Below are 14283 nucleotides of genomic sequence, written 5' to 3'. Positions count from 1 at the left end.
GGGCACTCACGTGCGGCCGTGCTTCTCCTGCGCATCCTGCAGCGTCGAGCTGTGCGGCAGCCAGGTCGCCAGCTCGACCGGCCAGCCGTCGTCGGCCAGCATCCGGACGACGGCGGGGTCGTCGTCGAGGATCATCGCGATCTCCCGCTCGCGGGCGAGCAGCCGCAGGACCTCGCGCTTGACGTAGCGGGCGGGGCGGTGGTCGTCGTCGGGGCGCATGAACAGCGGCCCTGTCGGCAGGCCGACGCGCTCCAGCCAGGTCTCGGTCAACCTGCGGTTCCGCTCGGGGCGGCCGGTCAGGTAGACGACGTCGTACTCGGCCTGGGCCGCGCGCAGCCGCTCGGCGCCCTCGTCGAGCAGCGGGTCGGCGTGCGCGGCGGCGAAGAACGTCTCCCACCGGTGCACGTCGAGGTAGTGCAGCCGGTGCGAGACGTCGGCGAGGACGCCGTCGATGTCGAAGACCGCCAGCGGACGGGCGCCCTCGGGTGCTGCGCTCACCCGAACAGCCGCACCGGGTTGACGATGTCGGCGATCGCGACCATGACCGAGAACCCCAGGAAGACGATCACGAACACGTAGGCGACCGGGAGCAGCTTCGCCGCGTCGACCGGCCCGGGGTCGGGGCGTCCGAGCAGCTTCGCGGTGTTCCGCTTGATCGCCTCCCAGATCGCCGGGACAATCTGGCCGCCGTCCAGCGGCGGGACGGGGAGCAGGTTCAGCAGGAACAGCGACAGGTTCACCGCGGCGAGCATCATCAGGAACCGGCTGACGTCGGCCTGCCACGGGACGTCCTGCTGGGCGAGGATCTCACCGCCGATCCGCGAGACGCCGACGACACCCATCGGGCTGTCCTGGCTCCGCTCCTCGCCGAGGAACGCGGCTCCGAACAGGGCCGGGACGCGGGCGGGGATCTGGGTGATCGCCTCCGCCGTGCGGACGACGCCGTTGCCGATCTGCGCGGCCACGTCGCCCGGGCCGAGCTGCATGTACCGCGTGTCGAGGGCGACACCGAGATAGCCCGCCGTCACCGTGGCGTACGGGTCGGCCGAGTCCCGGGCCGGGAGGACGTTCGGGATGACGTCGACGGTCAGCGGGATCTGCCGGCCTGCCCGCTCGACGACGATCTGCGTGGGTCCCGACGACGCGCGGATCGCGTCCTGCAGGGCGGTCCCGTCGTCCGGGCCGAACTCCTGTCCGCGGACGGACAGGATGCGGTCGTCGGGCTGGACCCCGGCCGCGAGCGCCGGCGCGAGCGGCGCTCCGGCCGGGCACTCCTTCGGGACGCCGTTCTGGACCGCGACGGCCGGGAGCACGCACTTCTCGAGCGACTCGATCTGGGTGGTGGCCGCAGGCACGCCGATCCCCATCAGGACCAGCGAGAACAGCACCACCGCCAGGATCAGGTTCATGAAGGGCCCGGCGAACATGACGATGATCCGCTTCCACGGCGACCGGGTCCAGAACTGCCGGTCCGCGTCCTGCGGCAGCACGTCGGCCTGACTCTGGCGCCGCGCGTCGTCCATCAGCCCCTGGAACGGGCCGGTCCGTCGGTTGCGGCCCAGCGTGCCGCCCTTCGCGGGCGGCAGCATCCCGATCATGCGGACGTAGCCGCCCAGCGGGATGGCCTTGATGCCGTACTCGGTCTCGCCGCGGCGCACGGACCAGACGGTGCGGCCGAACCCGACCATGAACTCCGGGACCTTGATCCCGAACCAGCGGGCCGTCGCGAAGTGCCCGAGCTCGTGCCAGGCGATCGACAGCAGCAGCCCGAAGAAGAAGATCGCGATCCCGACGACCGTCCACACGATGGTCACGACCGCGTCTTCTCCCGCTCGTGGGCCTTCTCGCGCGCGTGGGCCCGGGCCCAGATCTCGGCAGCCAGCACGTCGTCCACGGTAGCCGGGTCACCCGTCCAGGCGTCGGCCGCCTCCAGCACCTCGCCGAGCAGGTCGGTGATCCCGGTGTAGCCGATCGTCCCGGCGACGAACGCCTCGACGAGCTCCTCGTTGGCGGCGTTGAGCACCGCGGGCAGGCAGCCGCCCGCGGTGCCGGCGGCGCGGGCGAGGCGCACTCCGGGGAACGCGTCGTCGTCGAGGGGCTCGAAGGTCCAGCTCTGCGCGGTGTCCCAGCGGCACGGCGCCGAGGCGCCGGCGATGCGCTCCGGCCAGCCCAGCGCCAGCGCGATCGGAAGCCGCATGTCCGGCGGCGACGCCTGGGCGATCGTCGAGCCGTCGGTGAAGGTGACCATCGAGTGCACGATCGACTGCGGGTGCACGGTGACGTCGATGCGGTCGTAGGGCACACCGAACAGCAGGTGCGCCTCGATCACCTCGAGACCCTTGTTCACCAGCGTCGCCGAGTTGATCGTGATGACCGGGCCCATGTCCCAGGTCGGGTGCTTCAGGGCCTGCTCGACCGTGACGCCCGCCAGCTCCGCGCGGGTCCGCCCGCGGAACGGGCCGCCCGACGCGGTGAGGACGAGCCGGTCGACCTCGGACTCCCGTCCGCCGCGCAGGCACTGCGCGAGTGCGGAGTGCTCGGAGTCGACCGGCACGATCTGCCCCGGTGCGGCCGCCGCCGACACCAGCGGACCGCCTGCGACCAGTGACTCCTTGTTCGCCAGCGCGAGCCGGGCGCCGGTGGCGAGCGCGGCCAGGGTCGGGCCGAGGCCGCGGGAGCCGGTGATGCCGTTCAGGACGATGTCGGCGCGGCACGCCGTGACCAGCTCGGTCGCGGCGTCCGGGCCGTCGAGCACCTCGACGCCCGGCAGTTCCGCCCGCAGCCGCACCGCCGCCGCGGCGGACGCGACCGCGACCCGCCCGACGCGGTGCGCACGGACCTGGGCCACCAGCAGGTCCACGTCCGATCCGCCCGCGGCCAGCCCGGACACCGTGAACCCGCCGGCACGGGTGATCACGTCCAGGGCCTGGGTACCGATCGACCCGGTGCTGCCCAACACGACGAGTGACTTCATCACGGCACATCATCCTCGCCCCGCGAGCTGTGCGACGATGACCCCGCACGGAGCCGGACCAGGAGGACACACGGTGGCCAGCAAGGCAGTCGCGCACAGCGCAACGACGAGCAAGACCCGCGAGATCACCGTCGCGTCCGGGATCGACCCGGCGGACGAGCCCTCGGTCGACTGGGGCTGGCACCAGAACTTCCACCGGGGCGTGCCGATCGCGGCCGCCGTGGTCGGCGTCGTGCTGCTGCTGTTCACGATCGGCCACCCGGTGAGCTGGACCGAGTTCCTGTTCTCCGCCGTGCCCGCCGCCGTCTGCTTCATCGGCGCGATCGCGTACCCGCTCCACCAGCGCCGCCGTCGTCTCTGAGGCGCGGCACCGGGCCGACGCCGGATGGCGCGCGACGCGGGTGAGCCGGTCGAGCTGACGATCGGCGACCGGGTCGTGCGGCTGTCCAGCCCCGACCGCGTCTACTTCCCGGAGCGGGGCGAGACCAAGCGGGACCTGGCCGCGTACTACACGGCCGTCGGCGACGGCGTGGTCCGCGCGCTGCGCGACCGGCCGTGCATGCTGCACCGCTTCCCCACCGGCGTCACCGGGGAGAAGGTGCACCAGAAGCGGCTGCCGCGCGGCGCCCCCGGCTGGGTCCGCACCGTCCGCGTGACCTTCCCGCGGTACAACCGCACCGCCGACGAGCTGTGCGTGACCCACCCGGCCGACGTCGTCTGGGCGGTGCAGATGTCCACCGTCGAGTTCCACCCATGGAACTCCCGCGCCGCCGACGTCGAGTCCCCCGACGAGTGGCGCATCGACCTGGACCCGATGCCGCAGGCGTCCTGGGCCGACGTCCGCCGCGTCGCCGGCGTCGTCCGCGAGGTCCTCGACGAACTGGGCGCGACCGGCTTCCCGAAGACCTCCGGCGGCTCCGGGCTGCACGTCTACGTACGCATCCCGCCCGAACACGGGTTCGCCGACGTCCGCCGCGCCGCGCACGCCTTCGCCCGCGAGGTGGAGCGTCGCTGCGACCGCGTCGACCTGTCGTGGTGGCGCAAGGACCGCGACCCGTCGACGGTGTTCGTCGACTACAACCAGAACGCCCGCGACCACACGATCGCCTGCCCCTACTCCGTGCGCGGCACCCCCGACGCGCGGGTGTCGACCCCGGTGACCTGGGACGAGATCGACGACTGCGAGCCCCGGGACTTCACGATCGCCACCGTCCCGGCGCGCTACGCCGAGCTGGGCGACCTGCACGCCGGTATCGACGAGGCCGTGTTCGGCATCGAGCCGCTGCTGGAGTGGGCCGCCCGCGACGATCGCGACGGCGCCGCGACACCCGATCTGCCCGATCTCGACGCGGACGCCCGCTAGGCTCGGCGCCCATGGACGACGGGCCCCGCAAGGACAGGCTGACCCGGCTCGGGTACGGGATCGGCGGTGGCCTCGCCGTCGGGTCCGCCGTGTGGGTGCTGTCGGGCACGTGGTGGTGGCTGCTGGTCTTCCTCGTCGTCGGGCTGGCGCTCGGGCTGTTCCTGCGCGCGACGACCCCGGAGTCCTAGCAGAACACCTGGCCCGGCCCGGACTCCTGGGCCCGGGCGCGCAGCCTCGCGAACTCGGCGACCATCGCCGCGCGCGACCAGTGCGCGTTGAGCCCCGAGGGGTTCGGCAGCACCCAGATCCCGGTCGCGCCCAGCCGCTCCGCCTCCTCCCCCACCACCGCGCCGCGTCGCCCGAAAGCGGTCCGGTAGGCCCCGATCCCGACGACGGCCAGCCACGCCGGTTCCCGCGCCGCGACCAGCGCCCGCAGCCGTTCCCCACCGGCGACGAGCTCGTCGTGTGTCAGCTCGTCGGCGCGGGCGGTGGCCCGGGACGCCATGTTCGTGATGCCGAGACCGAGCCCCGCGAGCTCGCCCTGCTCCGCGGCCGCCAGCAGCCGCGGGGTGAACCCGGAGGAGTGCAGGACCGGCCAGAAGCGGTTGCCGGGGCGGGCGAAGTGGTGCCCGGTCGCCGCCGACACCAGGCCCGGGTTGATGCCGCAGAACAGCACTCCCAGCGGCGGGTCGTCCGGGCCGGGCAGGACGTCGTCGATCGTGGAGTCCCGGGCGCGGTCGAGGGCGTCGCGGTCGGGCAGGCGGGGCACGAGGGTCATCCGACCACGACCGCACCGGGGCCCGCCGCCCGGGACCGATGGATTCCGGGCGCGCGAACGGTCTGTCCACGGACGGGCGAGCCGGGATGCCCCGCCCGCGCCCCGAGAGGAGACTCCCCGCCGTGGACCTGCCCGTGATGCCCCCGGTGAAGCCGATGCTGGCCAAGCCCGCCCCGTCCATCCCCGACGGCAGGCTCTACGAACCCAAGTGGGACGGCTTCCGCTCGATCGTCTTCCGCGACGGCGACGAGGTCGAGATCGGCTCCCGCAACGAGCGGCCGATGACCCGCTACTTCCCCGAGGTCGTCGAGGCGGTGCGGGAGCACTTCCCGCCGCGCGCGGTGGTCGACGGGGAGATCGTCGTCGCCTCGGGGAACGCACTGGACTTCGAGGCGCTCCAGCAGCGGATCCACCCCGCGGTCAGCCGGGTGACGCTGCTCTCGACCGAGACGCCGGCGTCGTTCGTCGCCTTCGACCTGCTGGCCCTCGGCGACGACGACCTCACCGCACGCCCGTTCGCCGAGCGCCGAGCGCTGCTGGAGGGGGCCTTCGCCGGCGTCGCCCCGCCGGTGCACCTCACCCCGATCACCGACGACACCGACACCGCGCGCCGCTGGTTCGAGAAGTTCGAGGGCGCCGGGCTGGACGGCCTCATCGCCAAGGACCCGGCCGGGACCTACCAGCCCGACAAGCGCGTCATGGCCAAGATCAAGCACGAGCGGACCGCGGACTGCGTCGTCGCCGGGTACCGGGTGCACAAGTCCGGGCCGGACGCCGTCGGGTCGCTGCTGCTGGGCCTGCACGACGCCCGCGGTGTGCTGGTGTCGGTCGGCGTCGTCGGGGCGTTCCCGATGGCGCGCCGCCGCGAGCTCATGACCGAGCTGCAGCCGCTGGTCACCGACTTCGACGACCACCCGTGGGCCTGGGCGAAGCAGCTGGAGGGCGAGCGCACCCCGCGCAAGTCCGAGACGAGCCGGTGGAACGCCGGCAAGGACCTGTCCTTCGTCCCGCTGCGCCCGGAGCGGGTGGTCGAGGTCCGCTACGACTACATGGAGGGCCAGCGGTTCCGCCACACCACCCAGTTCGTGCGGTGGCGCCCGGACCGCGACCCCGCCTCGTGCACCTACGAGCAGCTGGAGCGCCCGGTGACCTTCGACCTCGCGGAGGTCCTCGCCGGGCACGGGTGATCGGCGATCACGGCCGGCAGCCGCAGGACTCCCGGTGCACGAAGGTCGTCGGCAGCCGCAGCGAACGCCGCTCGGCGTCGGGTTCGGCCATGCGGCGCAGCAGCAGCCGGACCGCCTCGCGCCCGATGTCGGCGAACGGCTGCGCGACGACGGTGAGGCGCGGGCTGAACGCGTCCGCCCACGGGAAGTCGTCGAAGGCGGCCAGCGCCAGGTCCCCGGGGATGGTGAGCCCCAGGTCGTGGGCGGCCTGGACGGCGCCGATGGTCATCGCGTTGTTGCCGGTGACCAGCGCGGCGGGCCGGTCGGGCGAGGCCAGCAGCTCGCGCACGACGGCACGGGCGGGCTCGCTGTCCGAGCGCCCCTCCACCACCGGCCCTGGCGGGAGACCGGCCAGGCGCATCCCGAGCCGGTAGCCCTCCAGCCGCTCGACGGTCGTCGACAGCCCGGGGAGACCCATCACGAAGCCGATCCGGCCGTGCCCCGCCTCGGCGAGGTGGGTCACCAGCCCTGCGACGGGCTTCACGTTCTCCGAGCCGACCTCGTCCAGGACGCCGTCGAGCATCCGGTCGACCAGCACCGTCGGCACGCCCTGTGCGGCGAGCGCCTCCAGGGTCGCGGTGGAGTCGCCCGAGGGGGCGAACAGCACGCCGTCGACGCGGCTGCGGAGCTGCGTGACGGCCGTCGCCTCGTAGCCCGGGTCGTCGTGCGGGTCGGCGAGCAGCAGGGTGTGCCCGGCCGCGGCGGACTCGTCCTCGACCGCGTGCAGCAGCTCGCCCAGGTACGGGTTGGAGATCGCCGACAGGGCGAGCCCGAGCGTGCGGGTGCGGGAGGTGGCGAGCGAGCGGGCCGCGGCGTTGGGCGTGTACTGCACCTGCGCCATCGCGGCGAGCACCTGCTCGCGGGTGGATTCCCGGACCGGCCGGGTGCCGTTCAGGACGTGGGACACCGTCGCGGTGGAGACCCCGGCGAGCCGGGCGACCTCGGCCATGGTCGCGATCACACACCTCCGGGGCGGGTCACGGGTTGGCGACAGGATACAGGCAACCGGTTGCGCAAGCGGTTGCTCCACACATACCGTGCACCGGTCATACCGGAGGGACGTGTCCCGGAGCACACCGTTGCACACCCGTCGGTGCCCTCGACGAGGAGAGTGCCCGTGCGTCCGAGAACCAGGTCGCGTCCCACCGTCCTCACCGCGCTGCTGGCGGTCCTCGGTCTCGCCCTCACAGGCTGCGCCGGCGCCGGCACCTTCGGGCTGCCGGAAGGTACCCGGATCGTGACGATCGCGATCGTGTCCAACCCGCAGATGGAGGATGCGATCGAGCTCAGCCCGCGGTTCGAGGCGGAGAACCCCGGCATCACCTTGCGCTTCGTCAGCCTCTCGGAGAACGAGGCCCGGGCGAAGATCACCGCGTCGGTCGCGACCGGCGGCGACGAGTTCGACGCGGTGATGATCTCGAACTACGAGACCCCGCAATGGGCCCGCAACGGCTGGCTGGTCGACCTCGACCCGCTGATGGACGCCACCCCGGGCTACGACCGGGACGACTTCACCCCGACCATCCGCGGCGCGCTGTCCGGCCCGGACGGGCACATGTACTCGGTGCCGTTCTACGGCGAGTCGGCGTTCCTGATGTACCGCAAGGACCTGTTCGAGCAGGCCGGCCTGACCATGCCGGCGGAGCCGACCTGGGACCAGGTCGCGCAGTTCGCCGACCGTCTCACCGACCGGGAGCAGGGCCGCGGCGGGATCTGCCTGCGCGGCAAGCCCGGCTGGGGCGAGGTCATGGCCCCGGTCGACGCGATGATCAACTCCTACGGCGGCCGCTGGTTCGACGAGCAGTGGAACGCCCGACTCACCTCGCCCGAGGTGCGCGAGGCGGTCAACTTCTACGTCGATCTCCTCCGCCGCGACGGCCAGGCCGGTGCCGCGGGCTCCGGCTTCTCCGAGTGCGGCAACCAGTTCAGCCAGGGCAACACCGCGATGTGGTTCGACGCCACCGTCGCCGCCGGCCTGCTGGAGAACCCGGACGAGTCCAACGTCGTCGGGAAGGTCGGCTACGCCCCGGCGCCCACCGGCGTCGACGGCCTGTCCTCGGGCTGGCTGTACTCGTGGGCGCTGGCCATCCCCCGCACCACCGCGGACAAGGGACCGGAGCAGGTCGAGGCGACCTGGAAGTTCCTGTCCTGGATGACCTCCAAGCCCTACCAGCAGATGGTCGGCGAGGAGCTCGGCTGGACCTCCGTCCCGCCCGGCGCCCGCCAGTCGACCTACCGGATCCCCGAGTACGTCGCGGCGTCGAAGGCCTACGCGCCGCAGACCATCGCCGCGATCAACGCCGCCGACCAGGACCGGCCGACCCGCGACCCCGTGCCGTACACCGGGCTGCAGTTCGTCGGGATCCCTGAGTTCCAGGACCTGGGGACCCGGGTCAGCCAGCAGATCTCCGCGGCGATCGCCGGCCAGCAGACCGCCGACGAGGCCCTCGACGAGGCCCAGAGCTACGCCGAGACCGTCGGCGAGTCCTACCAGCAGAGCGGGGGCGACCGGTGACGACCACGGAGGCACCACCGCAGGCGGCACCGGAACGGCAGACCTCGCCGGCCGCACAGCGCCGCGACGGCTGGATACGCCGGGCACCGCTGCTGCCCGCGCTGATCTTCACGATCATCATCACGAAGCTGCCGTTCCTCGTGACGATCTGGTACTCGCTGCAGTCCTGGAACCTGGTGCGCCCCGGCAGCCAGCGCTTCGTCGGGCTGGAGAACTACGCGACGGTGTTCACCGACTCGCAGTTCCGCGGGGTCGCGCTGAACTCGATCCTGCTGACCTTGGGGTCGGTGGCCATCGCGATGGTCCTCGGGCTGCTGATCGCGCTGCTGCTCAACCGCGCGTTCCTCGGTCGCGGCATCGTCCGGACGCTGATCATCACGCCGTTCCTGATCACCCCGGTCGCCGGCGCCCTGCTGTGGAAGTCGGTCCTGTTCGACCCCACCTACGGCCTGGTGAACTTCCTGCTCTCGCCGTTCGGCGCCGGGCAGACCGACTGGGTGTCCACCTTCCCGCGGGCCGCGGTGATCATCGCACTGGTGTGGCAGTGGACGCCCTTCATGATGCTGCTGATCCTGGCCGGGCTCGGCTCGCAGCCGCCGGAGGTCCTCGAGGCCGCGCGGATGGACGGTGCGACCGGGTTCGCCGTGTTCCGCGAGGTGACCCTGCCGCACCTGCAGCGCTTCATCGAGCTCGGTGTCGTACTCGGTGCGATCTACCTGGTCAACACCTTCGACACGATCTACATGATGACCCAGGGCGGGCCGGGTACGGCGTCGGCGAACCTGCCGTTCTACATCTACCAGCGGGCGTTCCTGGGCTTCGACATCGGCGAGTCCGCCGCGATGGGCGTGGTCACCGTGGTCGCGACGATCGTCGTCGCCACCCTGGCGCTGCGCCTGATCTTCCGCAGCTTCTCCGCCGCCGAGGAGGCGTGATGACCGCAGTCGCCGAACGGGCCGCCACACCCGCCACGACGCCCCGCAGGGCCTCGCGCGGAGCCGGGCCGCTGCTGAGCATGCTCGCCTGGATCGTCGGGCTCGGGTTCTTCTTCCCCGTGCTGTGGATGGTGATGACCGCCTTCAAGACCGAGGCGCAGGCCGTCACCATCCCGCCGACGGTGATCTTCACGCCCACGTTCGACAACTTCGCCGAGGTCTTCGGCGGCGGCGTCGGGCCCTACCTGCTCAACTCGCTGTTCGCGACGGTCGCCTCGACGGTCCTGGTGCTCCTGCTCGGCACCCCGGCCGCGTTCGCGCTGTCGTTGCGACCGGTGAAGAAGACCCAGGACGTGCTGTTCTTCTTCATCTCGACCAAGATGCTGCCGGTCGTCGCAGCGATCGTGCCGATCTACGTCGTCGTGAACTACCTGGGCGCGCTGGACAACGTCTGGACCCTCGTCGTGCTCTACACGGCGATGAACCTGCCGATCGCGGTCTGGATGATGCGGTCGTTCTTCCTGGAGGTCCCCAGGGAGCTCCTGGAGGCCGCGAGCATGGACGGCGCGTCGCTGTGGCGCTCGCTGCGCGAGGTCGTGCTGCCGATCATCTCGCCCGGCATGGCCGCCACGGCGCTGATCTGCATGATCTTCGCCTGGAACGAGTTCTTCTTCGCGGTGAACCTCACCGCGTCCCGGGCCGCGACCGTGCCCGTGTACCTCGTCGGGTTCATCACCTCCGAGGGCCTCTACTTCGCCAGCCTGTGCGCCGCGGCCACCGTGGCAGCGCTGCCCGTCGTCATCGCCGGCTGGATCGCGCAGAACAAGCTCGTCCAGGGCCTGTCCTTCGGGGCCGTCAAATGATCGTGTTCGTGAACAGGATGGGAGCCCGCCGTGGCTGACGTGGTGTTCGACCAGGCATCTCGGATCTACACCCCCGGGGCGAAGCCCGCCGTCGACCGGCTGGACCTGACCGTCGAGGACGGCGAGTTCGTCGTGCTCGTCGGGCCGTCCGGATCGGGCAAGTCGACGGCGCTGCGGATGCTCGCGGGCCTCGAGGAGATCGACGGCGGCTCGATCCGGATCGACGGCGAGAACATGGTCGGGGTCCCCTCGCGCGACCGCGACATCGCCATGGTGTTCCAGAACTACGCGCTCTACCCGAACAAGACCGTCGGGGAGAACATGGCGTTCCCGCTCAAGATGGCCGGGATCGACAAGGCCGAGCGTGCGGTCAAGGTCAAGGAGGCCGCCGAGATCCTCGGCCTGACCGACTACCTCGACCGCAAGCCGCGCGCGCTGTCCGGCGGCCAGCGCCAGCGCGTCGCGATGGGCCGGGCGATCGTGCGCGAGCCGCGGGTCTTCCTGATGGACGAGCCGCTGTCGAACCTCGATGCGAAGATGCGGGTGCAGACCCGCACCGAGATCGCCGCGCTGCAGCGACGGCTGGGCGTCACCGCCGTCTACGTCACCCACGACCAGGTCGAGGCCATGACGATGGGCGACCGCGTCGCGTTGCTGGCCGACGGCAAGCTGCAGCAGTTCGCCACCCCGGCCGACCTGTACGACCGGCCGCAGAACGCGTTCGTCGCCGGGTTCATCGGCTCGCCGGCGATGAACCTGTTCACCGCGCGGGTGACCGAGCGCGGGGTGACCCTGGCCGGGCGGGAGATCGCCCTGCCCCAGGACGTCCGGTCGACGATCGGGGCGCAGCGGCTCACGGAGGTGACCCTCGGCATCCGTCCCGAGCAGTGGACGGTCTCCCCCGACGGCGGCGAGGGCATCCCGGCCCGGGTCGACGTCGTCGAGGAGCTGGGATCGGACGCCTACCTCTACGGCACCCTCGCCGAGATCGCCGGAGACCTGTCGGCGACGGCCTCGCTGACCGGTTCGCGCGACGACGCCGTCGTCGTGCGGACCGCGGGACGCACCGGCGCGCGGCGCGGGGACCGGGTGGCACTGACACCCTCGACCGAGGGGCTGCACCTGTTCCACCCGGAGACCAGCGACCGGCTCTGAGCGGCTCTGCCCGGCGGCGCGAGGGGGCGCCGGGCGGGCCGGCCCGGATGCGACGCGGCAAGCGGCACGAGGGGCCGCCGGGCGGGTCAGCCCGGGTGGGAGGCGGCGAGCTGGCCGCAGGCCGCGTCGATCTCCTGGCCGCGGGTGTCGCGGACGGTGCAGGCGACGCCGGCCGCCCGGACCCGGCGCACGAACTCCTCCTCGACGGGCTTGGGCGAGGCGTCCCACTCGCTGCCGGGCGTCGGGTTCAGCGGGATCAGGTTGACGTGCACCCTCGAGGTCCCGATGTGCTGCCGCAGGACCTTCCCCAGCATGTCGGCGCGCCACGGCTGGTCGTTCACGTCACGGATCAGCGCGTACTCGATGGAGACGCGGCGGCCGGTCGTGGTGGCGTAGCGGCGGCCCGCGTCGAGGACCTCGGCGACCTTCCAGCGGTTGTTGACCGGGACGAGGGTGTCGCGCAGCTCGTCGTCCGGGCAGTGCAGCGAGATCGCCAGGGTGACCGGGATGCCCTCCTCGCGGAGCCGGTCGATCGCCGGGACCAGCCCGACGGTGGACACGGTGACCCCGCGGGCGGAGATGCCCAGCCCGTCCGGGGTGGGCTCGGTGATCCGGCGGACGGCGGCGACGACCCGCTTGTAGTTGGCGAGCGGCTCGCCCATCCCCATGAACACGACGTTCGACAACCGGGTCGGCTCGTCCAGCACGCCGTCGCGCGCCTGGGCCGCGGCGCGGCGGACCTGGTCGACGATCTCGGCGGTCGACAGGTTGCGCTGCAGACCGCCCTGGCCGGTCGCGCAGAACGGACACGCCATCCCGCAGCCCGCCTGGCTGGAGATGCAGACCGTCGCCCGGTCCGGGTAGCGCATCAGGACGCTCTCGGCGAGCACGCCGTCGTGGCCGCGCCACAGCGTCTTGCGAGTGGCGCCGCCGTCGCACGCCTTCTCGGTCAACGGCGTGACCAGCGGCGGGAGCAGCGGGCGCAGCTTCTCCCGGACATCACCGCCGAGGTCGCTCATGGCGTCGAGGTCGTCGGTGAGACGACCGAACCAGTGGCGGGCCAACTGGTCGAGGCGGAACCGCGGTACGCCGAGCTCCTGCGCGACGGCGGCACGGTCGGCCGGGTCGAGGTCGGCGAGGTGGCGGGGCGGAGTACCGTGGCGGGGTGCGTCGAAGACGAGCGGGAGGCTGGACATGGCACCCACCAGTGTGCCAGCCCGGTCGCGGGTCAGCGGATCCCGGGGATCCGCACGTTGAAGCGCCGGGACAGGTCCTCCAGGATCCCGAGCCTGCGCGCGGCTGCGACCCACAGCACGATCCCGGCGCAGAGACCGGTCACCGGCACCGCGGACCCGGTCCCCTGCCCCTGGTAGGTCAGGGCCAGGAAGGCGCCGAACGCGGCGATGAGCAGGACCAGGCCGCCGGTCGCGACGAGGCTGCGCTCCTCCAGCACGGTGGACGCCTGGATCAGCAGCACTCCGACGAGCGCGGCGGACAGGGGGGTGGACAGCTCGCCGTAGCCGACCAGGGACAGCAGCAACGGCAGCAGCACGACCCCCGCGACGCCGATCACGATCAGCCGCTGCATCCGGCGCTTGCGCTCGGGGTGCAGGGTCACCGCCATCGCGGCGTTGCGCCGGCGCACGATCCACAGGTACGCGGTCAGGAAGATCCCGAGCGCGACGAGGACGGTGGCGAACCCGTTCCCGAGGCCACCCGCGCCGACCGCCCAGGCGAGCAGTCCCAGGACGATCTCCAGACTCGGCACGGGAACGCCCAGCGACGGCTGGCGCATCGTGTACGGCATGCACCCACGGTAGCGAGAGCGGCCCGGGACACGGCGCGGGTGTGGCGGAACGGCACACCCGTCCTCCCCCGAACCGGACATCATGGGAGGCTCGTCACGTGCCCGGGTCCCCGAACCCCCGGGCCGCCACCACCACACCGCCGGGCCCCGCCCGGCCTCCCCCCAGGAGAGCCATGACCCTCCCCACGACGTCCTCCACCGACCCCGAGCCCGCCCCGCGCACCGGAGGTCCCGCCCTCGGTCGCCGCGCGATGATCGCCGGCGCCGGCGTGGCCGCGATCGGCGCGGTCGCCGCCTGCGGTGGCGGCAGCGGTGCCACCACCGACAACGGTGGCCAGGCCCAGAGCGGGGACGCCCCGCAGGGCTCCCCCGGCACCGTCCTCGGCCCGGCGTCCGCGGTGCCGGTCGGCGGCGGCGCGATCTTCGCCGACGCCCAGGTCGTCGTCACCCAGCCGCAGCAGGGGACCTTCACCGGGCTGTCCGCGATCTGCCCGCACCAGGGCTGCGCCGTCAGCCAGATCACCGACGGGCAGATCGTCTGCCCGTGCCACAACAGCCGTTTCTCCCTCGACGGCGCCGTCCTCGACGGACCGGCCCAGCGGCCGCTCGACCCGCGGCAGGTCACCGTCGCGGACGGGTCGATCACCCTGTCCTGAGCCCGCTCCCG

General features: G+C 72.5%; 16 protein-coding genes. 9 read left to right on the top strand and 7 right to left on the bottom strand.

What is annotated here, in order from left to right:
* Positions 1–6: 6 nt before the first annotated feature.
* From XF36_RS07315 to dxr, 3 genes are read right to left on the bottom strand one after another with little or no spacing between them, the layout of a single operon-like run.
* Complete coding sequence (locus XF36_RS07315; RefSeq protein ID WP_020622029.1) at positions 7–498, bottom strand: LNS2 domain-containing protein; 492 nt, start codon at positions 496–498, stop codon at positions 7–9.
* The gene (locus tag XF36_RS07310; RefSeq protein ID WP_060711386.1) at positions 495–1814 is read right to left on the bottom strand and encodes a M50 family metallopeptidase; all 1320 of its coding nucleotides are present in this window, start codon (positions 1812–1814) and stop codon (positions 495–497) included. The genes XF36_RS07315 and XF36_RS07310 overlap by 4 nt, the downstream gene beginning before the upstream one ends.
* Entirely contained in the window at positions 1811–2974 is a 1164-nt protein-coding gene (dxr, locus tag XF36_RS07305; RefSeq protein WP_060711385.1) for a 1-deoxy-D-xylulose-5-phosphate reductoisomerase, read from the bottom strand. Before dxr ends, XF36_RS07310 begins: the two co-directional genes overlap by 4 nt.
* A 73-nt stretch (positions 2975–3047) precedes the next feature.
* On the opposite strand from dxr, the gene XF36_RS07300 reads away from it, so the two are divergent.
* From XF36_RS07300 to XF36_RS32250, 3 genes are read left to right on the top strand one after another with little or no spacing between them, the layout of a single operon-like run.
* Positions 3048–3335 carry a DUF2631 domain-containing protein gene (locus tag XF36_RS07300; RefSeq protein WP_060711384.1) on the top strand — a complete coding sequence of 96 codons (288 nt, stop codon included), beginning with the start codon at positions 3048–3050 and terminating at the stop codon, positions 3333–3335.
* Positions 3336–3359: 24 nt separating this feature from the next.
* Positions 3360–4337, top strand: coding sequence for a non-homologous end-joining DNA ligase (gene ligD, locus XF36_RS07295; RefSeq protein WP_060711383.1), 978 nt, complete (start codon positions 3360–3362; stop codon positions 4335–4337).
* An 11-nt stretch (positions 4338–4348) separates the two neighbouring features.
* The gene (locus XF36_RS32250) at positions 4349–4525 is read left to right on the top strand and encodes a hypothetical protein (protein ID WP_020622034.1); all 177 of its coding nucleotides are present in this window, start codon (positions 4349–4351) and stop codon (positions 4523–4525) included.
* Here the strand turns inward: XF36_RS32250 and mug are convergent.
* Entirely contained in the window at positions 4522–5115 is a 594-nt protein-coding gene (gene mug / locus XF36_RS07290) for a G/U mismatch-specific DNA glycosylase (RefSeq protein WP_082375241.1), read from the bottom strand. The two genes, XF36_RS32250 and mug, sit on opposite strands and share 4 nt — an antisense overlap.
* Before the next feature lie 122 nt (positions 5116–5237).
* Between mug and XF36_RS07285 the strand changes: the two genes are divergently transcribed.
* Positions 5238–6302, top strand: coding sequence for an ATP-dependent DNA ligase (locus XF36_RS07285; protein ID WP_060711382.1), 1065 nt, complete (start codon positions 5238–5240; stop codon positions 6300–6302).
* Between the two features lie 7 nt (positions 6303–6309).
* Here the strand turns inward: XF36_RS07285 and XF36_RS07280 are convergent, their stop codons facing one another.
* Positions 6310–7290 carry a LacI family DNA-binding transcriptional regulator gene (locus tag XF36_RS07280; protein WP_202968489.1) on the bottom strand — a complete coding sequence of 327 codons (981 nt, stop codon included), beginning with the start codon at positions 7288–7290 and terminating at the stop codon, positions 6310–6312.
* A 168-nt stretch (positions 7291–7458) separates the two neighbouring features.
* On the opposite strand from XF36_RS07280, the gene XF36_RS07275 reads away from it, so the two are divergent.
* The 4 genes from XF36_RS07275 to XF36_RS07260 are packed head-to-tail and all read left to right on the top strand — an operon-like array spanning position 7459 to position 11809.
* A complete protein-coding gene (locus tag XF36_RS07275) occupies positions 7459–8856 on the top strand; it encodes an ABC transporter substrate-binding protein (protein WP_060714496.1) in 1398 nt (465 codons plus the stop codon).
* Complete coding sequence (locus XF36_RS07270; protein WP_060711381.1) at positions 8853–9791, top strand: carbohydrate ABC transporter permease; 939 nt, start codon at positions 8853–8855, stop codon at positions 9789–9791. Before XF36_RS07275 ends, XF36_RS07270 begins: the two co-directional genes overlap by 4 nt.
* Positions 9791–10654 carry a carbohydrate ABC transporter permease gene (locus tag XF36_RS07265; protein WP_060711380.1) on the top strand — a complete coding sequence of 288 codons (864 nt, stop codon included), beginning with the start codon at positions 9791–9793 and terminating at the stop codon, positions 10652–10654. The genes XF36_RS07270 and XF36_RS07265 overlap by 1 nt, the downstream gene beginning before the upstream one ends.
* A gap of 30 nt (positions 10655–10684) precedes the next feature.
* Positions 10685–11809, top strand: coding sequence for an ABC transporter ATP-binding protein (locus XF36_RS07260; protein ID WP_060711379.1), 1125 nt, complete (start codon positions 10685–10687; stop codon positions 11807–11809).
* An 86-nt stretch (positions 11810–11895) separates the two neighbouring features.
* On the opposite strand, the gene rlmN is transcribed toward XF36_RS07260, so the two are convergent.
* Both rlmN and XF36_RS07250 read right to left on the bottom strand, forming a co-directional pair.
* Complete coding sequence (gene rlmN, locus XF36_RS07255) at positions 11896–13005, bottom strand: 23S rRNA (adenine(2503)-C(2))-methyltransferase RlmN (protein ID WP_060711378.1); 1110 nt, start codon at positions 13003–13005, stop codon at positions 11896–11898.
* Between the two features lie 32 nt (positions 13006–13037).
* Positions 13038–13616, bottom strand: a complete 579-nt coding sequence (locus tag XF36_RS07250) for a hypothetical protein (protein ID WP_145981293.1) — start codon at positions 13614–13616, stop codon at positions 13038–13040.
* 173 nt (positions 13617–13789) lie between these two features.
* On the opposite strand from XF36_RS07250, the gene XF36_RS07245 reads away from it, so the two are divergent.
* Entirely contained in the window at positions 13790–14272 is a 483-nt protein-coding gene (locus tag XF36_RS07245) for a Rieske (2Fe-2S) protein (protein WP_060711376.1), read from the top strand.
* Positions 14273–14283: the final 11 nt, after the last annotated feature.

The sequence above is a fragment of the Pseudonocardia sp. HH130629-09 genome (genome assembly GCF_001294645.1).
Classification (GTDB): domain Bacteria; phylum Actinomycetota; class Actinomycetes; order Mycobacteriales; family Pseudonocardiaceae; genus Pseudonocardia.
This window is presented reverse-complemented; position numbering and strand designations above follow the sequence as displayed.